This is a genomic window from Streptomyces sp. NPDC049585, assembly GCF_040675615.1.
GTDB classification, from domain to species: domain Bacteria; phylum Actinomycetota; class Actinomycetes; order Streptomycetales; family Streptomycetaceae; genus Streptomyces; species Streptomyces luteosporeus.
Map to the genome: position 1 here is coordinate 103,148 of NZ_JBFAPE010000017.1, position 21,837 is coordinate 124,984.

At 72.1% G+C, this 21,837-nt stretch carries 25 protein-coding genes; 2 read left to right on the forward strand and 23 right to left on the reverse strand.

The features are described 5' to 3' along the window. Nucleotides 1–42: 42 nt before the first annotated feature. The 5 genes from AB0K17_RS19055 to rpsB form a co-directional block, all read right to left on the reverse strand. On the reverse strand, nucleotides 43–1,170 hold the full coding sequence (locus tag AB0K17_RS19055; RefSeq protein ID WP_365969179.1) for a phosphatidate cytidylyltransferase: 1,128 nt from the start codon (nucleotides 1,168–1,170) through the stop codon (nucleotides 43–45). After that, nucleotides 1,170–1,727 (reverse strand): ribosome recycling factor, encoded by a 558-nt coding sequence (frr, locus tag AB0K17_RS19060; protein WP_365969178.1) that lies wholly within the window; start codon nucleotides 1,725–1,727, stop codon nucleotides 1,170–1,172. The genes AB0K17_RS19055 and frr overlap by 1 nt, the downstream gene beginning before the upstream one ends. Nucleotides 1,728–1,894: 167 nt before the next feature. Next, a complete protein-coding gene (gene pyrH, locus AB0K17_RS19065) occupies nucleotides 1,895–2,674 on the reverse strand; it encodes a UMP kinase (RefSeq protein ID WP_365969177.1) in 780 nt (259 codons plus the stop codon). A 162-nt stretch (nucleotides 2,675–2,836) separates the two neighbouring features. Further along, the gene (gene tsf / locus AB0K17_RS19070) at nucleotides 2,837–3,673 is read right to left on the reverse strand and encodes a translation elongation factor Ts (protein ID WP_365969176.1); all 837 of its coding nucleotides are present in this window, start codon (nucleotides 3,671–3,673) and stop codon (nucleotides 2,837–2,839) included. Nucleotides 3,674–3,852: 179 nt separating this feature from the next. After that, complete coding sequence (gene rpsB / locus AB0K17_RS19075) at nucleotides 3,853–4,725, reverse strand: 30S ribosomal protein S2 (protein ID WP_365983609.1); 873 nt, start codon at nucleotides 4,723–4,725, stop codon at nucleotides 3,853–3,855. 316 nt (nucleotides 4,726–5,041) lie between these two features. Between rpsB and AB0K17_RS19080 the strand changes: the two genes are divergently transcribed. Next, entirely contained in the window at nucleotides 5,042–5,569 is a 528-nt protein-coding gene (locus AB0K17_RS19080) for a M23 family metallopeptidase (RefSeq protein ID WP_365983610.1), read from the forward strand. Nucleotides 5,570–5,757: 188 nt separating this feature from the next. On the opposite strand, the gene AB0K17_RS19085 is transcribed toward AB0K17_RS19080, so the two are convergent. The 18 genes from AB0K17_RS19085 to proS all read right to left on the reverse strand — a co-directional run bounded on the left by AB0K17_RS19085 (nucleotide 5,758) and on the right by proS (nucleotide 20,557). Beyond that, a complete protein-coding gene (locus AB0K17_RS19085; RefSeq protein WP_365969185.1) occupies nucleotides 5,758–6,297 on the reverse strand; it encodes a helix-turn-helix domain-containing protein in 540 nt (179 codons plus the stop codon). Between the two features lie 116 nt (nucleotides 6,298–6,413). Continuing rightward, complete coding sequence (whiG, locus tag AB0K17_RS19090) at nucleotides 6,414–7,250, reverse strand: RNA polymerase sigma factor WhiG (protein ID WP_365969173.1); 837 nt, start codon at nucleotides 7,248–7,250, stop codon at nucleotides 6,414–6,416. A 276-nt stretch (nucleotides 7,251–7,526) separates the two neighbouring features. Further along, nucleotides 7,527–8,708 carry a DNA-processing protein DprA gene (dprA, locus tag AB0K17_RS19095; protein ID WP_365983611.1) on the reverse strand — a complete coding sequence of 394 codons (1,182 nt, stop codon included), beginning with the start codon at nucleotides 8,706–8,708 and terminating at the stop codon, nucleotides 7,527–7,529. Next, on the reverse strand, nucleotides 8,705–10,318 hold the full coding sequence (locus AB0K17_RS19100) for a YifB family Mg chelatase-like AAA ATPase (protein WP_365983612.1): 1,614 nt from the start codon (nucleotides 10,316–10,318) through the stop codon (nucleotides 8,705–8,707). The genes dprA and AB0K17_RS19100 overlap by 4 nt, the downstream gene beginning before the upstream one ends. Next, the gene (locus tag AB0K17_RS19105) at nucleotides 10,318–10,719 is read right to left on the reverse strand and encodes a YraN family protein (RefSeq protein WP_365969170.1); all 402 of its coding nucleotides are present in this window, start codon (nucleotides 10,717–10,719) and stop codon (nucleotides 10,318–10,320) included. Before AB0K17_RS19105 ends, AB0K17_RS19100 begins: the two co-directional genes overlap by 1 nt. A 94-nt stretch (nucleotides 10,720–10,813) precedes the next feature. Beyond that, entirely contained in the window at nucleotides 10,814–11,122 is a 309-nt protein-coding gene (locus tag AB0K17_RS19110; protein ID WP_126916304.1) for a DUF2469 domain-containing protein, read from the reverse strand. Nucleotides 11,123–11,161: 39 nt separating this feature from the next. Next, nucleotides 11,162–11,728, reverse strand: coding sequence for an NUDIX hydrolase (locus AB0K17_RS19115; protein ID WP_365983613.1), 567 nt, complete (start codon nucleotides 11,726–11,728; stop codon nucleotides 11,162–11,164). After that, nucleotides 11,721–12,467: a signal peptidase I gene (gene lepB, locus AB0K17_RS19120; protein ID WP_365983614.1), complete on the reverse strand. Its 747-nt coding sequence runs from the start codon at nucleotides 12,465–12,467 to the stop codon at nucleotides 11,721–11,723. The genes AB0K17_RS19115 and lepB (AB0K17_RS19120) overlap by 8 nt, the downstream gene beginning before the upstream one ends. Nucleotides 12,468–12,574: 107 nt before the next feature. After that, on the reverse strand, nucleotides 12,575–13,591 hold the full coding sequence (gene lepB / locus AB0K17_RS19125) for a signal peptidase I (protein WP_365969167.1): 1,017 nt from the start codon (nucleotides 13,589–13,591) through the stop codon (nucleotides 12,575–12,577). After that, nucleotides 13,521–14,627 (reverse strand): signal peptidase I, encoded by a 1,107-nt coding sequence (gene lepB, locus AB0K17_RS19130; RefSeq protein ID WP_365983616.1) that lies wholly within the window; start codon nucleotides 14,625–14,627, stop codon nucleotides 13,521–13,523. The genes lepB (AB0K17_RS19125) and lepB (AB0K17_RS19130) overlap by 71 nt, the downstream gene beginning before the upstream one ends. Further along, nucleotides 14,620–15,432, reverse strand: a complete 813-nt coding sequence (lepB, locus tag AB0K17_RS19135) for a signal peptidase I (RefSeq protein ID WP_365983617.1) — start codon at nucleotides 15,430–15,432, stop codon at nucleotides 14,620–14,622. The genes lepB (AB0K17_RS19130) and lepB (AB0K17_RS19135) overlap by 8 nt, the downstream gene beginning before the upstream one ends. A 45-nt stretch (nucleotides 15,433–15,477) precedes the next feature. Then, nucleotides 15,478–15,828 (reverse strand): 50S ribosomal protein L19, encoded by a 351-nt coding sequence (gene rplS, locus AB0K17_RS19140; RefSeq protein ID WP_344435926.1) that lies wholly within the window; start codon nucleotides 15,826–15,828, stop codon nucleotides 15,478–15,480. A 130-nt stretch (nucleotides 15,829–15,958) separates the two neighbouring features. After that, nucleotides 15,959–16,774, reverse strand: coding sequence for a tRNA (guanosine(37)-N1)-methyltransferase TrmD (trmD, locus tag AB0K17_RS19145; RefSeq protein WP_365969164.1), 816 nt, complete (start codon nucleotides 16,772–16,774; stop codon nucleotides 15,959–15,961). Continuing rightward, nucleotides 16,774–17,334 (reverse strand): ribosome maturation factor RimM, encoded by a 561-nt coding sequence (gene rimM, locus AB0K17_RS19150; RefSeq protein WP_365983618.1) that lies wholly within the window; start codon nucleotides 17,332–17,334, stop codon nucleotides 16,774–16,776. The genes trmD and rimM overlap by 1 nt, the downstream gene beginning before the upstream one ends. 117 nt (nucleotides 17,335–17,451) lie before the next feature. After that, nucleotides 17,452–17,691, reverse strand: a complete 240-nt coding sequence (locus AB0K17_RS19155) for an RNA-binding protein (protein WP_344435923.1) — start codon at nucleotides 17,689–17,691, stop codon at nucleotides 17,452–17,454. Nucleotides 17,692–17,693: 2 nt separating this feature from the next. Next, entirely contained in the window at nucleotides 17,694–18,128 is a 435-nt protein-coding gene (rpsP, locus tag AB0K17_RS19160) for a 30S ribosomal protein S16 (RefSeq protein ID WP_344435922.1), read from the reverse strand. 157 nt (nucleotides 18,129–18,285) lie between these two features. Further along, nucleotides 18,286–18,885 (reverse strand): hypothetical protein, encoded by a 600-nt coding sequence (locus tag AB0K17_RS19165; protein WP_365969160.1) that lies wholly within the window; start codon nucleotides 18,883–18,885, stop codon nucleotides 18,286–18,288. 256 nt (nucleotides 18,886–19,141) lie between these two features. Beyond that, nucleotides 19,142–20,557 (reverse strand): proline--tRNA ligase, encoded by a 1,416-nt coding sequence (proS, locus tag AB0K17_RS19170; protein WP_365983619.1) that lies wholly within the window; start codon nucleotides 20,555–20,557, stop codon nucleotides 19,142–19,144. 365 nt (nucleotides 20,558–20,922) lie between these two features. Between proS and AB0K17_RS19175 the strand changes: the two genes are divergently transcribed. Further along, nucleotides 20,923–21,753, forward strand: a complete 831-nt coding sequence (locus AB0K17_RS19175) for a class I SAM-dependent methyltransferase (RefSeq protein ID WP_365983620.1) — start codon at nucleotides 20,923–20,925, stop codon at nucleotides 21,751–21,753. Nucleotides 21,754–21,837: the final 84 nt, after the last annotated feature.

Sequence of the window (21,837 nt, forward strand, 5' to 3'; positions counted from 1 at the left end):
CCCCCTCGCAGTGAAGACGCAGGTCAGAGCGGCCTTAAAGGATCAGCCGGCCCCGACGAAGGCCACCATCAGCAGCCAGACCACCGGAGCGGTCGGCAGGAGCGAGTCCAGCCGGTCCATGATCCCGCCGTGGCCGGGGAGCAGGGCGCCCATGTCCTTGATGCCCAGGTCCCGCTTGATCATGGATTCGCCGAGATCGCCCAGGGTGGCGCTGACGGCGACCGCCAGGCCCAGCAGCAGGCCCTGCCACCAGACGCCGTCGTCGATGAGGAACTGCATGCACAGCGCGCCCGCCACCATGGCGAAGAGCACCGCGCCGAGAAGGCCCTCGCGGGTCTTGCCGGGGCTGATGCGCGGGGCGAGCTTGTGCTTGCCGAACCGCCAGCCCACCGCGTACGCCCCGGTGTCGCTGACGACGGTCAGGATCAGGAAGGTCAGCACCCGCCAGGCGCCGTCCTGCGCGGCCAGCATCAACGCCACGAAGGTGGCGAGGAAGGGCACGTAGAACGCCGCGAAGATGCCGGCGGTGACGTCCTTGAGGTAGTCGTCCGGCGTCTCCGTCATCCGCCACACCAGCACGGCGAGCGCGGTGAAGGCCATGGCCACCCACGCGCCCTCCGCGCCGCTCACGTACCCCGCCACGGTCATCGCGGTGCCGCCGATCGCCAGCGGCACCAGGGGGGCCCGGATGCCCTTGCGCTCGGCGAGGCGGGAGGTCAGCTCCCACAGCCCGACCACCACGGCGATCACGACGACGCCGAGGAAGACGGGCTTGTAGATGAACAGGGAGGCGAGGATGACAGCACCGAGGCCGACGCCCACCCCTATCGCCGCGCGCAGGTCCCGGCCGGCGCTCTTCTTCGCCTTGGGTGCCTGGGGGGCGGGCTCGTGCGGCCGGATGGCGTGCTCCCCTGTGTCACGGTGATCGCGTTCGTCGCGGAACAGGGGGCCGCCGAGGTGCGGGGCCCCCTGATCACGGTCGGCATCGTCGTCCTGGTATCCGCCTTCTCCGGGCACAATGGGCATGGGGCGAGTCTGCGCCGCGGCGCCCATGTCGTGCACAGGACCCGCCGGGAGACCGTCCTCCCAGCGGGTGCCGGGAGGGGGTCCGGCGTCGGTGGCCCCCCAGTGACCGGGGCGCGGCGGGGCTCCCCAGGATGCGTCGTTCATCAGACCTCGAGGAGCTCGGCTTCCTTGTGCTTGAGCAGCTCGTCCACCTGCGCGACGTACTTCGCGGTGGTGTCGTCGAGCTCCTTCTCGGCACGGCGGACGTCGTCCTCGCCGGACTCCTTGTCCTTGACCAGCTTGTCGAGGGCGTCCTTGGCCTTGCGGCGCACGGAACGGATCGAGACCTTGGAGTCCTCGGCCTTGGTCTTGGCGACCTTGACGTAATCCCGGCGGCGCTCCTCCGTGAGCTCGGGGAACGTCACTCGGATGATGTTGCCGTCGTTGCTCGGGTTGACGCCGAGGTCCGAGTCGCGGATCGCCTGCTCGATGTTGCGCAGCGCGGTCTTGTCGAACGGGGTGACGACGGCCATGCGCGGCTCCGGCACCGAGAACGACGCCAGCTGGTTGATGGGCGTCAGCGCACCGTAGTAGTCGGCCACGATCTTGTTGAACATCGCCGGGTGCGCACGCCCGGTGCGGATCGCCGCGAAGTCCTCCTTGGCGACCACGACGGCCTTCTCCATCTTCTCCTCGGCCTCGAGGAGGATCTCTTCGATCACCACTTGCTCCTGGTGTTATCAGTAAGCAGAGCCTCGCCCCTGCGCGCGTCTTCTCCTGCACGGTGTCCGACCGGCAGGCAGTTGTCCATCCCCGTGCCGAGGTCTTCCCCCGGCGCGGAGTTGCCGTCCGCCTCATTTCGGCGGCCAAGGCGGACGGCTGCGGGTCGTCAGTCCCGCGTGGCCTGGTCGCTCACGAGCGTGCCGATCTTCTCACCCTTCACCGCACGGGCGATGTTGCCCTCGGCGAGGAGCTCGAAGACCAGGATCGGCAGCTTGTTGTCCATGCACAGGCTGATGGCGGTGGCGTCGGCGACCTTCAGGCCGCGGGCGAGCACCTCGCCGTACTCGAGGGCGTCGAACTTCACGGCGTCGGGGTTCTTCTTCGGGTCGGAGTCGTAGACCCCGTCGACGCCGTTCTTGCCCATGAGAATCGCCTCGGCATGGATCTCCAGGGCGCGCTGGGCGGCGGTGGTGTCGGTGGAGAAGTAGGGCATGCCCATGCCCGCGCCGAAGATCACGACACGGCCCTTCTCCAGGTGCCGCACGGCGCGCAGCGGGATGAACGGCTCGGCGACCTGGCCCATGGTGATGCCGGTCTGGACCCGGGTCTCGACCCCCTCCTTGGCGAGGAAGTCCTGCAGGGCGAGGCTGTTCATCACGGTGCCGAGCATGCCCATGTAGTCGGACCGGGCCCGGTCCATGCCGCGCTGCTGCAGCTCGGCGCCGCGGAAGAAGTTGCCGCCGCCGATGACCACGGCGATCTCGTAGCCCTCGCGGACGACGGCCGCGATCTCCCGGGCGATGGCGTGCACGACATCGGGGTCGACGCCGAGCCCACCGCCGCCGGCGAAGGCCTCACCTGACAGTTTCAGCAGGAACCGACGGCGTGTGCCCGGCTCGGCGTGTGTGTCGTCGGCGGCCTGTGTGGCGTCCGCACCCTGGTTCATTGGAGTTCTCCTCGTGCACATACCAAGAAGGCCATTGCCGGATGGATCCTTGCGGTTCCCTCAGCGGCAATGGCCTCCTCGTCACATCAGCGGTCGGCCGGTGGGCGGCCGACTGCATACGACCCTAGCGGGTCGCGGGTCATTCGCTGCCCCGCGGACGGCTCAGGCGCCGACGCGGATGCGGGCGAAGCGCTTGAGCGTGACGCCGGCCTCGTCCAGGACCTTCTGGACGGTCTTCTTGTTGTCCTTCGCGAAGGCCTGGTCCAGCAGGACCTGCTCCTTGAAGAAGCCGGTGACGCGGCCCTCGACGATCTTCGGCAGGGCGGCCTCGGGCTTGCCCTCCTCGCGAGCGGTCTCCTCGGCGATGCGGCGCTCGTTCTCGACGACGTCGGCCGGGATCTCCTCGCGGGAGAGGAACTTCGGCGCGAAGGCGGCGATGTGCTGCGCGACGTCCTTGGCGACCTCGGCGTTGTCCTTGTCGAGCTCGACGAGGACACCCACCTGCGGCGGCAGGTCGGCGGCCGTGCGGTGCATGTAGGCGTAGACCTTGCCGTCGGCGAAGTGCGCGAAGCGGTCCACGACGATCTTCTCGCCGAGGGTGGCGTTGGCCTCGTCCACGAACGCCTGGACGGTCTTGCCGGCCTCGATCTCGGAGGCCATGAGGGCCTCGGCGTCGGCCGGAGCGGTCTTGGCGATGTGGGCGGCCAGGGCGTCGGCCACGGTGACGAACTTCTCGCCCTTGGCCACGAAGTCCGTCTCGCACTTCAGCTCGACGATGACACCGGAGGTGTTGTCGTCGGCGATGAGGGAGGCGACGGCGCCGTTCTCGGTGGTGCGGCTCTCGCGCTTGGCCACACCCTTCAGGCCCTTGACGCGGACGATCTCGATGGCCTTCTCGAGGTTGCCCTCGGCCTCGTCGAGCGCCTTCTTGCAGTCCATCATGCCGGCGCCGGTCTGCTCACGGAGCTTCTTGACGTCAGCGGCGGTGTAGTTCGCCATCCTTCAATCCTTCTCGTGCACTGGGCCTTGCCGGGCCCCACGCGGGGCCTCGGGCAGGCTGGTCCGTCTTGAGGTCACCACACCTGTCGGCTCCCGTCCCGCTGACGGGGTCCGACAGTGGATCCGCCGGGCGACGGCGGGGGTGCGAGCCCCCGCCGTACGCCCGGTGCGGCAGAGCCTTAGGCCTGCTCGGCGTCCGCGGCCGGCTTCTCGGCCTCGGGGGCGGCGTCGGCCTCGGGGGCGGCCTCGGCCTCGGCGGCAGCCGGCTCGTCGGCCTTCTTCTCGCCCTCGAGCAGGTCGCGCTCCCACTCGGCCAGCGGCTCGCCGGCGGCCTTCTCGCCCTTGCCCTCACCGGCACCGCCGGAGCGGGCGATCAGGCCCTCGGCGACGGCGTCGGCGATCACGCGGGTGAGCAGGGTGACGGAACGGATCGCGTCGTCGTTGCCCGGGATCTTGTAGTCGACCTCGTCGGGGTCGCAGTTGGTGTCGAGGATGGCGACGACCGGGATGCGGAGCTTGCGCGCCTCACCGACGGCGATGTGCTCCTTCTTGGTGTCGACGACCCAGATGGCGCTCGGCACCTTCTGCATCTCGCGGATGCCGCCGAGGGTCTTCTCCAGCTTGGCCTTCTCGCGGGAGAGGACCAGGAGCTCCTTCTTGGTCAGGCCGGAGGCGGCCACGTCCTCGAAGTCGATGAGCTCGAGCTCCTTCAGGCGCTGCAGGCGCTTGTAGACGGTCGAGAAGTTGGTGAGCATGCCGCCCAGCCAGCGCTGGTTGACGTAGGGCATGCCGACGCGGGTCGCCTGCTCGGCGATGGCCTCCTGGGCCTGCTTCTTCGTACCGACGAACATGATGGAGCCGCCGTGCGCGACGGTCTCCTTGACGAACTCGTAGGCGCGGTCGATGTACGACAGCGACTGGAGCAGGTCGATGATGTAGATGCCGTTGCGCTCGGTGAAGATGAAACGCTTCATCTTCGGGTTCCAACGACGGGTCTGGTGACCGAAGTGGACGCCGCTCTCCAGCAGCTCCCGCATCGTGACGACGGCCATGGCCGTGCTCCTTGAGGTATTCGGTTTCCACGACGACCGGGCGGTCGCCGCGCCTGACGCCCCGGTGCGTCCGCCGCGGTCGGCGCCCCGTGCGGGGAGCCGTTCCGAGGACCGAGGGACACGGCCACCGTGCTGCCCGAAAGGGCGATAAGCGCCGGTGGCGGGGCGTGCGAAGTCGATCCGGTGACCCGGATCGCCATGAGAAGTGTACGGGACGGCAGAAGGCGCGGGTGACGGCGTTGTCCACAACCCCCGAGTAGTCCACAGATCCTCGCCAAGATCCCCACGAGTCGGTGATCGGGGCCATGGTCATGGCATGCGACGACGACTGCTTCTTGTCCTGGTGGCGGTGCTGCTGGCATGGGCGCCGGCGGCTGCCGCCGAGCCGCCGGGCGGTGACCGGGCCTGGCCCGTCCCCGGGGCCCACGGGGCCCGGCCCCTGGTGCTGCGGGCCTGGGTGCCGCCCCCGCAGCGGTGGGCCGCCGGCCACCGCGGAGTGGACCTGGCGGCGGCCCCGGGCACGCCGGTGCGGGCGGCCACGCCGGGGCGGGTGTCCTACGCGGGCGAGGTGGCGGGGCGGGGGGTGGTGGCGGTGGAGCTCACGCCGGGGCTGCGCACGACGTACGAGCCGGTGCGGGCGGTGGTGCGGGAGGGAGAGCCAGTGCGGGCAGGCCAGGTGATCGGTTTCGTGGCGCCGGGGCCGGGATGGCATTGCGGGGCGGGGTGCGTGCACTGGGGCCTGCGGGACGGACAGGAGTACCGCGATCCCCTGAGCCTGCTGCCCCCATGGCTCCTCCGACGCCCACCGTCGCGACTGCTGCCGCTGGTGGTGAGCGCACCGTGAGGGGCGCGGGGCGCCGTGGGCTGGTGCAGTGCCCCGTCAGGGGCGCGGGGAACTGCGCGACAAGCCACGACGCACCCGCAGACGGGGTGCCGTGTCGCACCCACGCGGCGGCAACCGCAAGATCGGCACAGCCACGCGCCCCCACGGGGCGCCGTGGTGCCGCATGACGACGATCCGCCGGTCGGGCGCTAGCCGCGCACGCCCCGCAGGGTCATGCCGACCGCGGCCTCGGTGATCGTCGCGGGGTCCTCCGCCGCGCCCAGCTCGATGCGGCGGACCGCCGCGTCGACGACGCCCTGCAGCAGCATCGCCGCCAGCCGCGGCTGCTCGTGGCCGAGCGCCTCCAGCGCCTCGACGACCATCGCGATCAGGCCGCCGTGCGCGGCGCGGATCTTCTCGCGGGCGCCCGCGTCGAGCTCGCCGGCGGAGATCGCCACCACGGCCCGGTGGCGGCGGTCGCCGACGAGTGCCAGCTGCCGGCGCACATACGCCTCGATCTTGTCCTCGGGGGTGCCGGCGGCTGCCATCGCGGCCTCCACCTCGGCGGCCCAGACCGGGAAGTCGACGGCGCACAGCTCTTCGACGACGGCGGCGCGCGAGCGGAAGTACTCGTAGACCGAGGACCGTGCGAGGCCCGTGCGCTCGGCGAGCGCGGGGAAGGTCAGCGCTTCCGTCCCGCCTTCGGACAGCAGGGTGCGGGCGGCGTCCAGCAGGGCGCTGCGCTGCATCGTCCGGTGCTCGGCCACTGAGGCCGCTCGAATCCTGGGCACGCTCCCACTTTACGGACAGGAGCGGGCCCGGACGACGGTGGAGGGACGATTCAGCGACGTCGGCCCCGGCGGGCTCAGCGCCCGACGTCCGCGAGCTTGGCCCGCAGCTGCAGGACGGACTTGGTGTGGATCTGGCTGACCCTGCTCTCGGTGACGCCCAGCACCTGACCGATCTCGGCGAGGGTGAGGCCCTCGTAGTAGTAGAGGGTGACGACGGTCTTCTCCCGGTCGGGGAGGGTGTTGATCGCCCGGGCCAGGAGCCGGCGCAGCTCGTGGTCCTCGGCGACCTCGACCGGGTCGTCGGCCGCGGTGTCCTCCAGGGTGTCCATCAGGCTCAGCCGCTCGCCGCCCTCGCCGCCGACGTGCAGCAGCTCCTCCAGGGCCACCACGTTGGCGAGGGACAACTGACTGAAGACGGCGTGCAGTTCCTCCAGGGAGATCTCCATCTCGGCCGCCACCTCGGCCTCGGTGGGCGTGCGGCGCAGGGCCGCCTCCAAGGTGGCGTACGCACGCTCCACCGCGCGCGCCTTCTGGCGCACCGAGCGCGGGATCCAGTCGAGCGCGCGCAGCTCGTCGATCATCGCACCGCGGATGCGGGTGATGGCGTAGGTCTCGAACTTGATGGACCGGCCCGGGTCGAACTTCTCGATGGCATCGATCAGCCCGAAGATCCCGGAGGAGACGAAGTCGGCCTGTTCGACGTTGGGCGGCAGCCCGACGCTGACGCGGCCCGCCACGTACTTCACCAGGGGCGAGTAGTGCAGGATCAGCTGCTCCCGCAGCCGCTCGTCGCCCGTGGCCTTGTACGACCGCCACAGCTCGTCGAGCGTCGTGGGTGCGGGAGGGCGCACGGCGCCGCGCGCTGCGGGCGGTACCGCCGCGCGGTCGGACCCGGAGGTGTGCTGGGGCATTCGTCGTTCTTCAGCCGTTCTGCCGTGGACGTTGGTCAGGTGGTGTGACGATCGGTCGATGGGAGATCGGGCGGTACGAAGGGATGATTTCCGTGAGCGTAGCGTGACCGGGACGCTGCGGTGAGCGATGGACTCCCTTCGGTGGGTGGAGATGCGGTCCGCCGGCGGCGGCGCGCCGCGGGACGGCGGCCGGGACGCGGGGCACGGGGCCGCTCGGCGCCCGCCGTATCGGCCGGCCGGGTCGTCTTCTTAACCCTTTCACCCGATCACCCCAGGTCAAGAACCGCCTCGCCGCGCAGGGGGGCGCCGTTGGAGGGGCTTGGAACCGTCGTCTGTTGACGGCTCGTCAGCCAATTGCCAGCGATCGCCCAGCCGTTCCACGAACCCCAGCGCCCGGAGTTCGTACAGGCTGGCGAGTGCCCGTTCGGTGCCGAGGCCCGCCTCCCGGGCGACGAGGGCGAGATCCGCGCCGCCCCGGGCGGGCACGGCCTCCAGTACCGCGGCGGCGGCCGGGGCCAGCAGGTCCCGGGCGAGGACGGGGCCGCGCCGGGCGGGTGCGAGCTCCCCCATGGTGCCGACCAGCTCGGCGATTTCGTCGGCATCGGTGACCAGACACGCCCCCTCGCGCAGGAGTTCGTGCACGCCCGCCGACAGGCCGGAGGTGACCGGCCCCGGCACGCCCATCGTGTGCCGCCCCAGCGCCCGCGCCCGGCGCGCGGTCACCAGTGACCCGCTGCGGTACTGCGCCTCGACGACGACCGTGCCCCGGGTCAGGGCAGCGATGACGCGGTTGCGCAGCACGAACCGGGCCCTCGTGGGGTGCCCGCCCGGTGGCAGCTCCGCCAGCACCAGGCCCTGTTCCCCGATCCGGTCGATCAGCTCGGCGTGGCCGCGCGGGTAGGGGACGTCGATGCCGGAGGCGAGCACGGCGACCGTGGCCCCGCTCGCGGCCAGCGCGCCGCGGTGCGCCGCGCCGTCCACCCCGAAGGCCGCGCCGGAGACCACCACCCAGCCGCGCTCGGCCAGCCCCGCGCCCAGCAGGGAGGCCACGTGGGAGCCGTAGTCGGTGCAGGCCCGGGCGCCGACCACCGCCACCGAGCGCAGCGCCCACAGCCGCACGTCCGGGCTGCCGCGCACCCACAGCCCGACGGGCCGGGCGTCCGCCAGGTCGTCCAGTTGGCTGGGCCACTGCAGGTCGCCGGGAATCAGGAAGCGCCCTCCGAGCCGCGCCACGGCCTCCAGGTCGCGCCGCGCGTCCAGGGCGGCGGCCCGGGCCGCGCATGCCGCGAGGCGGTCCGCCCGGGCACCGGGCGGCGGTGGCCCGGCCCCGGTCAGGGCCTGCACCAGCTCGTGGGCGCCCAGCTTCCGCAGCCACCGCCCCACCTGCTCGTCGCCGGGCTCGGTCAGGCGGGTCAGGGCGGCCCGGGCCAGCCGCTCGGCTGCGTCCGGGCCGCTCATTCCCAGCCGCCCGCCCGCACCGCGCCACGCCGGACGCCCGTGCGCAGCTCCAGTGCCTGGATCACGTCGTCGGCGTCCGGCCGCTCGTGCCCGGCGAGGTCGGCCACCGTCCAGGCGACCCGCAGCACCCGGTCGAGCCCGCGCGCGGTCAGCAGCCCGCGCTCCATGTCCCGCTCGGCCTCGGCCAGTGCCCCGGGCACGACGCTCCAGCGGGTGCGCAGCTCGTGCCCGGGCACCTGGCTGTTGGTGTGCCAGGGGGTGCCGGCCAGCCGGGTGGCGGCGCGCTCGCGGGCGGCCCGCACCCGCTCGGCGACGTCCGCGGTCGACTCGGGCCGGGCCCCGGGCCCGGTCAGCTCCGAGCGGGTCACGGGCTCGACGGTCACTCTGAGATCCACGCGGTCCATCAGCGGCCCGGAGAGCCGGCCCAGGTAGCGCCGCACTGCGCTCGGCGGGCAGTCGCAGCCGTCCCCCGTCATCCCGTGCCGCCCGCAGGGGCAGGGGTTGGCCGCGAGCACCAGCAGGAAGGATGCCGGCAGCCGCATGACCCCGCCCGAGCGGGCCACGACCACGTGCCCGGACTCCAGGGGCTGGCGGAGGGTGTCCAGGACACGGCTGGAGAATTCGGGCGCTTCGTCCAGAAAAAGCACCCCATGGTGAGCCAGGGACACCGCCCCTGGGCGGGGAAGGCCCGAGCCTCCGCCGATGAGGGAGGGCATGGACGCCGAGTGGTGCGGCGCGCAGTACGGCGCGCGGGCGATCAGCGGCTGCCCGGCGGGCAGCACGCCGGCCACCGAGTGCACCGCGGTGACCTCCAGCGACTCGTGCGGCGTGAGGGGCGGCAGCAGGCCCGGCAGCCGCTCGGCCAGCATCGTCTTTCCGGCCCCGGGCGGGCCCAGGAAGAGCAGGTGATGCCTGCCCGCGGCGGCGACCTCCAGTGCCCGGCGGGCCCGGGCCTGCCCGGCGACCTCGGCGAGGTCGGGCCGGCCCATCCCGTCCGGCGCGACCGCGGGAATGCCGGTGCCCGGCAGGGCGAGCCCGGCGGACACCGGATCCGGCAGGCCCTGCCTCGCCGGCTCCTCGTCCTCCTCGGGCACCGGCGCGTCCGTCAGCACCGCGATCAGCTGGCGCAGGCTGCGCACGCCCAGCACCGAGACCCCGGGCACGAGGGCGGCCTCCGCCGCCGTCCGCTCGGGCACCACGACCTGGCGGTACCCGGCGTCGGCGGCCGCCAGGACGGCGGGCAGGACGCCGCGCACCGGGCGGACGCGGCCGTCGAGGCCCAGCTCGCCGATCATCACCAGGTCGGCGATGGACCGGGGGTCGATGCGCTCGGCCGCTCCCAGGACCGCGCAGGCCACGGCCAGGTCGAAGCCGCTGCCACCCTTGGGCACCGAGGCGGGGCTCAGCCCCACCGTGAGCTTCTTCTGCGGCCACTCGGCCCCGGAGTTGGCCACCGCGGCCCGCACCCGGTCGCGGCTCTCCGTCAGGCTCTTGTCGGGCAGGCCCACCAGGGTGAAGGCGGCGACGCCCGGCTCCAGGTCGGCCTGGACCTCGACCACCACGCCCTCGACTCCCGCCAGGGCCACCGAACACGTCCGTGCGAAGGCCATCAGGCCACCCCCCGGACGTGCTCGACCAGGGGCGCGCCCCGGTCGGGCACGACGACGCCCACCAGGTCGATGCGCACCCCGCCCGCCGGTGCCCCGCCGTGCCGGTGGAGCCAGTGGGCGGCCAGGGTGCGCAGCCGCTCGGCCTTGGCGGGGGTGACCGCCGCCATCGGGTGTTCGTAGGGGCCCGCACGGCGGGCCTTGACCTCGCAGATCACCAGGGCGTCGCCGTCGGCGGCGACGATGTCGAGCTCGCCGAACCGGCACCGCCAGTTGCGGGCGAGGACGCGCATGCCCGCCTCGGCGAGCCTGCGGGCCGCCAGCTCCTCGCCGTACCGCCCAAGGGCCCTGCGCGCCCCTGCGGACGTCCGCTCGCACTCTTTTCCAGCCGGGTTCCGGGACATCGGCACCACCTCCGGCACCGACTGTGCCGCCCCGGCCCGCACCTGTTGGATCTTGGTGGATAACCCCGCGCCTGGGGAAAACCCGGTGACCCGATCAGGTGCCCGGAAGGTCCAGGTCCGTCTTGTTGAGCTCCTCGATGTTCACGTCCTTGAACGTGAGCACCCGCACCTGCTTCACGAAGCGTGCCGGCCGGTACATGTCCCAGACCCACGCGTCCGCCATCGACACCTCGAAGAAGACCTCCCCCTGCACGGAGTGGACCTGCATCTCGTAGTCGTTCGTCAGGTAGAAGCGCCGCTCGGTCTCGATCACGTATTTGAACAGACCGACGACGTCGCGGTACTCCCGGTAGAGCTTCAGCTCCATCTCGGTTTCGTACTTCTCGAGGTCCTCGGCGCTCATGGCATGTTCCCCTTCAGCCGTGCGTCCCCCCATTGTGCGTCAGGCGTGCTCCGTCTCCAGCAGCACCGGCGCACTCGGGGGTCCCTCGTCGAGCAGCGTGCGCAGCAGCTCGGCGAGCCTGGTCGGGTACACCGTCTCACGGGTGTCCAGCAGTTCCCCGCAGCTCCACCACCGCAGCCCGCTCAGGCTGCGCCGCTCCAGCTCCGTCCCGCCGCCCGTCCAGGCGGGCTCCTGTCGGGTGCGGGCCAGGTAGTAGCGCTCGTCCTGGTCCCAGCGGCGGCCGGCGAAGGGGAAGGAGCACCTGCGCAGCCACAGCAGCGGACCGAGCTCGACCTCGGTGATCCCGGTCTCCTCGGCCAGCTCCCGGCGCGCGGCACTCTGCCAGTCCTCGTCGTCCTCCAGCCCGCCGCCGGGGGTGAACCACCAGGACAGGGTGGGGTCGTCCGGCTCGTAGCCGTGCAGCAGCAGGATCCGGTCGGCCGGGTCGAGCAGGATGACGCGCGCGGCCCTGCGCAGCGGCCCGGGCTCACGGCCGGGCTCATAACCGGGCTCATGAGCAGGCTCGCAGCCGGGCTCATGACCGGGCTCGCAGCCGGACTCATCCATGGGACGACACCGCCGTCCTGCCGGGGCTGCGGGAGCGCCGCCGGGCCAGCGGCCCGTACGCGGCTCCGCCGAAGATCAGCGCCGCGCCCACGCCGGCGGCGGTGACGATCAGCGGCAGCGGCCCGGGCCGGGAGGTGCCGCCGGGCAGGGCGGCGAAGGCGTCCGGGCGTTCGATCATGCCCCAGCCGGAGACGGGCCAGGCGGTGGCGTCCACCCGGGCCCGTACGGTCTCGCGGGGCACCGAGCCCTGCCCGGTGCCGGCCATGTGGCTGCGGGAGTCGACGGAGTCGCTGCGGTGGTCGCCGAGGAGGAAGAGGTGCCCGGGCGGGACGGCGGCGGAGAAGGGCGTGGGCGAGGCCGGTCCCGCCCCCTGCAGATACGGTTCTTCGACCGGTTGGCCGTTGATCGTCAGCCGGCCCTGCGGATCGCAGCAGGCGACCTTGTCGCCGTCGACGCCGACGACGCGCTTGACCATGGGCACCGAGCCCCAGACCTTGTCCTCGAAGACCACGATGTCCCCGCGCCGCACCTCGTCACCGGTGATCCGCTCGGCCAGCACCCGGTCGCCGCGCCCGATGGTGGGCGCCATGGAGTCGGTGGGCACGGTGTAGGGCCGGTAGAGCCAGGCGGCCCAGGCGAACCCGCCGAGGAAGAGCACGCAGCCGACGGCCACGGCCAGCCCGGACAGCACCGTGCCCGTGCGACCCGAGCCGTGCTCGTCGCGTTCCGCTGTGCTCATGCCGCCCCCGCCCGGGTCGATGATCGGTGCGCGGAAGCGCCCGGGAACGGCGCGGCCGGTCCTCACGTGCTCCGCGACCGCACCCTACCCGGGGGTACCGCCCCCGGTCAGCCCCTCGGCGTCGCGGCGGGCGCGGCCTCGCGCAGCGCCGCGGCGTCCCGGCGCAGGATCCGGCGGCGGCGCCACAGCACCAGCGGCACCGCGCCCGCGAGCCCGAGGGCGGCCGGCGCCGAGGCGGCCGCGGCGCTGAGCCCGGGCTGGTCGAAGGTGTCCGGCACCGGCAGCGTGGACCAGCGGTTGACCGGCCAGGCGACGACGATGGCGCGCCCGACGACCTGGTCCTCGGAGACCGTGCCCTGGAAGCGGTCCAGCTCCTGGTGGTAGCGGGAGTCGAGGGAGTCCTGGCGGTGGTCGCCCATGACCCAGATCCGGCCCTGCGGCACCTTGATCGGGCCGAAGGGCTTGTCGCCGCAGGGGGTGTTGCCGGGGAAGATGTACGGCTCCTTCAACGCCTTGCCGTTGACCGTGACGGGCTCGTTGTTGCCCTTGCACTCGACGGTGTCGCCGCCGACCGCGATGACCCGCTTGATCAGGTCCTTCTCCTCCGCGGAGGGCATCAGGCCGATGAAGCTGAGCACCTTCTGCAGGCCACCGGCCACCGGGCCGTTGTCGGCGCTGGGGGTCTCGCCCAGCCAGCCGCCCGGATCGTGGAAGACGACGACCTCGCCGCGCTCGGGTTTGGAGCCGAACCACGGCGTGAGCTTGTCCACCAGCACCCGGTCGCCGCGCTGCAGGGTGTTCTGCATCGACTCGGACGGGATGGAGAACGCCTGCACCAGGAACGTCTTGATCAGCAGCGCGAGCACCAGGGCGATGCCGACCAGGATCGGCAGCTCCTTCCAGAACGAGCGCTGCTTCTGCCGCTCGCCGCGCCCGCCGTCGTCACGGCTGCCGCCGTCGGTGTCCGCCGGCTCGCGGCCGTCGTCGCTGCGGCCGCCGGCCGGGGAGGAACCGGCCTCCTGCGGCGTCTCGCCGCCGGCCGCCCCCGCGGGCTCATCCGTCTGACCGGTGTGCTTTTCGGGTTCGCCGTGTCCGGACCGTGCGCCGACCGCCAAATCCCCCACATCCACTCCTCACTCCACGCTGCCGCCTGTCGTACACACGACGCAGGCCCACCACTCCCATAACGAGCGGGAGTTCCGCAGGGGTCGGGAGCCGGATCAATCCTTCTTGATCCATGGGGGACACACTATGCGGCCCGGCGCCCGATTGCGTCCCCGCGGCCCGCGCCGCCGGCGGCGCGTTGCGCACCGAGGCGAACGGGCCCGGTTCGGCCAGCCCGCGCCAGTGTCCGAAGGGCCAGGCGATCACCACCGCGCGTCCCACCACCAGGTTTTCGCCCACGGTGCCGTGTTGCGGCTCGTCGAGGTGGTAGCGCGAGTCGGCGGAGTCCGAGCGGTGGTCACCCATGACGAAGAGCCGTCCGGGCGGGACGGTCACCTCGAAGGCGATCTGCGAGGGCGGGTTGCCGGGGTGGAGGTAGGGCTCGGTGAGCGGTGTTCCGTTGACCGTGATTTTGCCGTCGGTGTTACAGCACTTGACCGTGTCGCCACCGACTCCGATCACTCTCTTGATCAGGTCCTGTTCGTCGGCCGAGGGCAGCAGGCCGACCCAGCTGAGCACCTGCTTGGCCTGCTTGACGCCCACCGGGTCGTCGCCCCCGTAGCGCTGCTCGCCCTCCAGCCAGCCGCCGGGGTCCTTGAAGACCACCACGTCCCCGCGCTGCGGCCGGGTGCCGAACCACGGGGTGAGCTTGTCGACCAGCACCCGGTCCCCGATGCGGATCGTCTGCTCCATCGAACCGGAGGGGATGACGAACGCCTGCACGAGGAAGGTCTTCAGCACGAGCGCGATGAGCACCGCGACGCCTATCAGGACGGGCACTTCCTTGTACACCGACCGGCGCCGGCGCCGCCGCTTCACGCGCCGTGCCGCCTTGCGCCGTGCGGCCCGGCCCCCGGTGGCGGGGGGCGCCGTACCGGCCTGCGCGGCCCTGCGCCGGGCGGCGCGGCCTTCCGTCGCGGGCGGCGGGGCCCCCGGCTCCGTACGGGCGTCCTGGGCCCGGCTCTCGCGTACGGGTGCGCGCCCCCGGCTACCCATGGGCGCCCCTCGGAGGGGCGGGTACGCCCTCGAAGGCGTCGGTCTCCCGTACCGAGCCCACGCGGCTCAGCGGCCAGCCGATCCAGTCGGCGCGCCCGACGACCCGGTCGAGGGGGACGGTGCCACCGCCCGGTTCGCCGAGGTGGTCACGGGAGTCCCGGGAGTCACTGCGATGGTCACCCATGACCCATAGCTTGCCCTCCGGCACCACGATGTCGAACGGCACCCGCGAGGGAACATCACCGGGGAAGAGGTACTCCGCCTCCAGCAGCGGTCGGCCGTTGACCTCCAGCCGGCCCTGGCGGTCGCAGCAGCGCACCCGGTCCCCGCCGGTGCCCACGACGCGCTTGACGTAGTCGGTCCCGGGGGTGGGCCGCATGAGTCCGAGGGCGGAGCCGCCCTTGCGGATCAGCGCCATGACGGCGTTCTCGGTCGGCGCGTCCTGGACGAAGGACTCGGTGCCGTCGAAGACGATCACATCGCCCCGCTGCGGCTCGGCGCCGAAGCGGTAGGCGAGCTTGTTGACCAGCACCCGGTCCCCGACCCGCAGGGTGTTCTCCATCGAGCGGCTGGGGATCGTGAAGGGCTGCACCACATAGCCGCTGACCAGCAGCAGCGTGACCATGCACACGGTCAGCAGCACCCCGGCCCGGCGCAGCGGGCCGCCGTCCGACAGCCACTGCCGGGCCCGCGCGAGGTGACGGCGGGGAAAACGCGCGGAGCGCGACCGCTGCTCCCCCACCCGGTCGGGGCGGGGAGAGCGGTCGCGCTCCGGAAGCGGTGCGAGCTGTGCGTCGGTGTCCATCGGTCCGAGAGCCTATCCGGCCGCCCGGGAACACCGGCGGGAAGCTCAGTTGTCGCGCTTCTCCTTGATCTTCGCGGCCTTGCCGCGCAGCTCACGGAGGTAGTACAGCTTGGCGCGGCGGACGTCACCACGGGTGACCAGCTCGATCTTCTCGAAGATCGGGCTGTGCACCGGGAAGGTGCGCTCGACGCCGACGGAGAAGGAGACCTTGCGGACCGTGAAGGTCTCGCTGACGCCCGAACCCTGGCGGCGGATGACGACACCCTTGAACTGCTGGATGCGGGAGCGGTTGCCCTCGATGACGCGGACGTGGACGTTCACGGTGTCGCCGGGGCGGAACGCCGGGACGTCGGTGCGCAGCGAAGCGGCGTCGACGGCCGAGAGACGGTTGGACATGAATGTCTGCTTCCTCGCCGATGCCACAGGTCATCAGCGGTACTCGTACGGGAGGTGAAGGGGTGCCCCACCGTCGGGCGGACGTCGTTCCCCCTGTGGCAGGGGCGTGCGCCGGACGCAAGGCAACGGCTCATTCTTCCACGGGGGGTGCCACTGGCCCAAATCGACCGTCGGCGCCGGGGCCCCAGCCGAGGATCGAGAGCATTTCGCGGTCCTTCTTGTCGAAGGCGGCCGGGTCGGCGCGCTCGATCAGGTCGGGCCGGTTCCGCGTGGTGCGGCGGAAGGCCTCGTCGCGGCGCCAGCGGGCGATCTTCCCGTGGTGACCGCTGAGGAGGACGTCCGGGATGCCCCGGCCGCGCCACTCCGGCGGCTTGGTGTAGACGGGGCCTTCGAGCAGGTCGGCCATGGCGCCGGGGGCGAAGGAGTCGTCGCGGTGGGACTCGGCGTTGCCCAGGACGCCGGGCAGCAGCCGGGCGATGGCCTCGACCATGACCAGGACGGGGGCCTCGCCGCCGGCCAGGACGTAGTCGCCGATGGACACCTCGCGCACATCGAGACGCTCGGCGTACTCCTCGATGACGCGGCGGTCGATGCCCTCGTAGCGGGCGGGGGTGAAGACCAGCCAGGGCTTCTCGGAGAGCTCGACGGCCAGCTCCTGGGTGAAGGGCTTGCCGCTGGGCGTGGGCACGACCAGGACCGGCCGCTGCTCCTCCTGGCCCGAGGCGATGATCTCGTCGAGCGCCTCGCCCCAGGGCTCGGGCTTCATGACCATGCCGGGGCCGCCGCCGTAGGGGGTGTCGTCGACGGTGTTGTGCTTGTCGTGCGTCCAGGCGCGCAGGTCGTGGATGCGCACGTCCAGCTGACCGCGGGCCCGGGCCTTGCCGACGAGGGAGACGTTCAGCGGTTCGAGGTACTCGGGGAAGATCGTGACGACGTCGAGGCGCATCAGGCGTCACCCTCCGGGCCCTCGGTGCGCGCACCGGCGACCTCGGCCTGCCCACTGTCCAGCAGCCCGCGCGGCGGGTCGACGACGGCGCGCTGATTCTCGAGGTCGATCTCCGTGACGATCTCGGACACGAAGGGGATCATCACCTCGCTGCCGTCCTCGCACTCGACGATGAACAGGTCCTGCGAGGGCAGGTGGGAGATCTCCGAGATGCGGCCGACGGCCGTGCCGTCGACGGTGACCACGTCGAGGTCGACCAGCTGGTGGTCGTAGTACTCCTCGGGGTCCTCGGGCGTCTCGTCGGGGTCGACCTCGGCGATCAGCAGGGTGTTGCGCAGCGCCTCGGCGGCGTTGCGGTCGGCCACGCCCGTGAAGCGCAGCAGCAGCCGTCCGCTGTGCACACGGCCGGTCTCCACGGTCAGCGGCCCCACGCCCGCGGGATCGGTCATCAGCACCGCGCCGGGGCCGAGCCGCAGCTCGGGCTCGTCCGTGCGCACCTCCACGGTGACCTCGCCCTTGATGCCGTGGGCCCGGCCGATCCTGCCGACTACCAGCTGCACGCTCTTCGGTCCCCTTCTGGTCCGGTTCCTCAATTGTCGCTTCTGCGGGGGGGTGCGCACGACAGAGGCCGGGGGTGGTCTCCCACCCCCGGCCTCATGCCGGTGCGCTATCGCTGCTCAGCGGACGTTGTCCACGTCGACCAGGTCGACGCGGATGCCACGGCCGCCGAGGGCGCCGACGACGGTACGCAGAGCACGTGCGGTGCGGCCGTTGCGGCCGATCACCTTGCCGAGGTCGTCGGGGTGGACCCGGACCTCCAGCACCTGCCCACGACGCAGGTTGCGCGAGGCGACCTGCACGTCGTCGGGGTTGTCGACGATGCCCTTCACGAGGTGCTCAAGGGCCTCCTCGAGCATCCTCAGGCCTCGGTCGACTCAGCGGACTCGGCGGCGTCGGCCTCGTCCTTCTTCTCCGACTTCTTGGCCTTCGGGGTGATGGCCTCGCCCTTCACCTCGCCGGCGGCGTTCACGGCGGCCTCGAAGAGACCGCTGGTGTCGGCCTTGGGCTCGGCGACCAGCATCGGGGCCGGGGCCGGCAGACCCTTGAACTTCTGCCAGTCGCCGGTGACCTTCAGGATGGCCAGGACCGGCTCGGTCGGCTGCGCGCCGACACCCAGCCAGTACTGCACGCGCTCGCTGTTGACCTCGATGCGCGAGGGGTTCTGCACCGGGTGGTACAGGCCGATCTCCTCGATGGCCCGGCCGTCACGGCGGGTACGGGAGTCGGCGACGACGATGCGGTAGTGAGGCGAACGGATCTTGCCCAGACGCTTCAGCTTGATCTTGACTGCCACGGAAGTGGTGTCTCCTGGTCTTGACGTGGTGGGCACAACGAGATGCCACGTGGGGTTGCGGTACTCGGGTGCCCGATGGACGCGTCAGCCGGAGGAGAGAGGGGTCCTGTGCGACTGTCGAGTACAGCGACCTATTGTGCCACACGGTGTGTCGAACTCAGCGACCGGAGCCGACGGGGACGGCTTCGGGGATCCGGAAGGGCTGACCGCAGCCGCCGCACATGATCGGCGCCTGGGCCAGCACGGACGGCACGACCCGGACGTTGCGCCCGCACTCGCACACCGCCTTGACCCGCACGCCCCCGCCGGACGACCCGTGCCGCGCCGCCGGACCCCGGAAGGTGCGCGAGGTGTCGGCGGCCGTCGCGACGGTGTGGGCCTTGAGCGCGCGCTGCAGTCTCTCCATGGTCGGCCGGTAGCGCTTGCGCGCCTCCGCGTTCAGCACGACCAGGGAGAAGCCGCTGCTGGGATGCGGCTCCTCGCTGTGGTCGAGCCCCAGCTCCTCGGCGATCGCCAGGAACCGCCGGTTGTGGTAGCGGCCGGCACGGGAGGTGTCGCGGACACCGCGGGCGGCCGCGATGCCGTGGACCGCCTCGTGCAGCAGCCTCTCGAAGGAGAGCTCGGCGCCACAGGCGGACGACGACTCCCCGATCAACGATTCGGGCGCGGCTAGATCCGGCAGCTCGGGGTGGTACCGCTGAATGTCGGCCCACGCCTGCGCCAGCTCTGCGGCGAGAACAGGTGGTGTCGTGCTCACGTCGTGACAACGAGCAGGCACAGCCCGGTGTTCCGATACCGGGCCATCTCAAATATTTTGCACGTACCAGTCAGTTTCCCGACTGATGCGCCCTGACGAGGGCGGGTGCGCAGAACTGCGGAGAAGGGGGATGACCCGCTCACCCGTTCGCAAGGTGGGACGTACTGACTCCGGGGTAAGCACCTCGGCGTACGCACGCCGGCAAGCGCGAACCCCCGGGCGCGCGCCGTGGGGCGCGCACCCGGGGGTCTCCGGCTCAGTAGGCGCGGGCCACGATCGCGATCGCACCCGGCGCATCGTCGGAGTCCGGCACGGAGCCGTCCTCCGCGACCAGGCAGCGCACGGTCACGGCCTGCTCGGCGAGCTTGGCCTCGCCCTCGGCGCCCAGCACCGACCACGGGATGCGGGCCCAGCCACCGGCAGCGGCGGCCTCGGCGGCCTCCTCGATGGTCTTCACGTCGGTCGTACGCGACTCGCGGCGCTCGCGCGACTGGCGCAGCAGCAGCTCCTGGTCCTCCTCCAGGACCTTCGGCAGCAGCGCGGCCAGCTCGTCGATGCGCACCGGCTCCTTGCCGCCGGGGATCCGGCGGGCCAGCATCGCGGTGCCGTTCTCCAGGTCGCGCGGGCCGATCTCGATGCGCACCGGGACACCCTTGAGCTCCCAGTCCACGGCGCGGCGGCCGAAGGGGGTGTCGGTGCGGTCGTCGACCTGCACGCGCACGCCGGCCGCCTTGAGGACGTCGCCGATCTCGCGGACCTTGGCCAGCACGGCCTCGTCGCCCTTGATCGCCAGGACCACGGCCTGCACCGGCGCCAGGCGCGGCGGCACCCGCAGGCCGTTGTCGTCGCCGTGCGACATGATCAGACCGCCGACCATGCGGGTGGACACGCCCCAGGAGGTCTGCCAGACCAGTTCCTGGTGGCCGTCCTTCGACAGGTACGAGGTGTTGAAGGCCTTCGCGAAATTCTGGCCGAGCTCGTGGCTGGTGCCCAGCTGCAGCGCCTTGCCGTCGCCCATCATGCCCTCGAGGGTGAGGGTGTTGATGGCGCCGGCGAACCGCTCCTTGGGCGTCTTGCGGCCGAGCACCACGTCGATGCCCAGGACGTTCACCATGAAGTCGTAGTAGACGTCCCGGTGAATGCGCGCCGCGTAGTCGCGGGCGTCCTCGTAGGTGGCGTGCGCGGTGTGGCCCTCCTGCCAGAGGAATTCGCTCGTACGCAGGAAGACGCGCGGACGCATCTCCCAACGGACGACATTCGCCCACTGGTTGATCAGCAGGGGCAGGTCGCGGTAGCTCTGCACCCACTTCGAGAAGTACTCGTTGATGATCGTCTCGGAGGTCGGCCGCACCACGACCGGCTCCTCCAGCTCCTTGCCGCCGCCGTGCGTGACGACCGCCAGCTCGGGGGCGAAGCCCTCGACGTGCTCCGCCTCCTTCGTCAGGTACGACTGCGGGATGAAGAGCGGGAAGTACGCGTTGGAGGCGCCCGCGTCCTTGATCCGGGCGTCCATCTCCTGCTGCATGCGCTCCCAGAGCCCGTACCCGTACGGTCGGATGACCATGGTGCCGCGCACCGGGCCGTTGTCGGCCAGCTCGGCCTTGTTGATCAAGTCCTGGTACCAGCGCGGGAAGTCTTCCGCCTGGGGGGTGAGAATGGGAGCCTTTGCCATGCTGCGAATGGTACGGGGCACCCGCGGCCGAGTGTGAATCCGTCCGCCCGCAACCCCGCCTTCCCGGCCGGTCGGCCCGGCACGGCTTGCGCCCGGACGCCTGATCCGCGCACGTCGCGGGTACTTCCATTTCAGGCGATGACACCCGGCACATGCCATCGGGGCGCACGGGGGAACCTTCTCGCACAACCCCCTGGACTAGTGACGTCGAGCGCAGTTGCATTGCATCGGGGGGTTTCTGCACGGAGCACGAACGGCGGCACGTCACGGGGGCGGGAGCGCGCCGCGTCGCACGGGCGACGCGGAACGCCGAACAGCGGCACAACGGACCAGGACACGTCACCCGGCGGATTGGGGCCCTTTCGATGACACCAACGCTCGTGCGGCGGCACCGGCCGTCCCCGACCTCGCCCGAAGCCCGGGCCCGCGACTGGGCGGAAATCCAGGAACGCATGCTGGTGCCGCTCTACGAAGCGGTCTACGACCGCCTGGAAGCGGGCCCCGGCACCCGACTGCTCAGCCTCGGCTGCGGTTCCGGCCTCGCCCTGCTGATGGCCGCCGCCCGGGGCGCCAGCGTCAGCGGCGTCGACCAGGACGGCCGCCGCCTCGCACTCGCCCGCGAACGCCTGCTGCCCGACGGCGCCCCCGAGACCGGACGGCGCCTGGGGCTGGGCGGGCCCGAGGCCGTCCACGACCCCACCGGCCCGGCGTTCAACCTGATCACCGCCTTCGACCCGCTGTACTGCGCGGGCGGCGGCACCCGCGGCCTGGCCCAGACCCTCGCGCGCGCCACCGCGCTGGCGACACCGGGCACGCCCGTCGTCCTGGCCGGCTGGGGGCCGCAGGAGCGCTGCGCCGCCTCGGGCGCCCTGCGCGTCGCCGCGCGCCTGGCCGACCCCATGTGCGCCCCCGCCCGCTGGCGGCCCAGCGGCCGCGACGACCTCGAGGACCTCGCCCGCACCGCGGGACTGACCCCCGACGGTTCCGGCCGCGTCTCCTGCCCGTACGGCTACGCCGACCTGCCCAGCGCGGTGCGCGGGATGCTCTCCACGGGCGCCTTCGACACGGCGATCCGGGCGACCGACGAGGACCAGGTCACCAAGGAGCTCGTGGAGGCCCTCCACCCGTACCAGCGACGTGACGGGACGGTGTGGATGCCCAACGTCTTCCGCTACCTGATCGCACGGGTGCGCTGAGAACCGGCGGCCCGCCACGCGAACGGCCCCCGGCGAAGAATCGCCGGGGGCCGCGCGAGAGCCTGCCGCGGTGAGCCGAGCCGC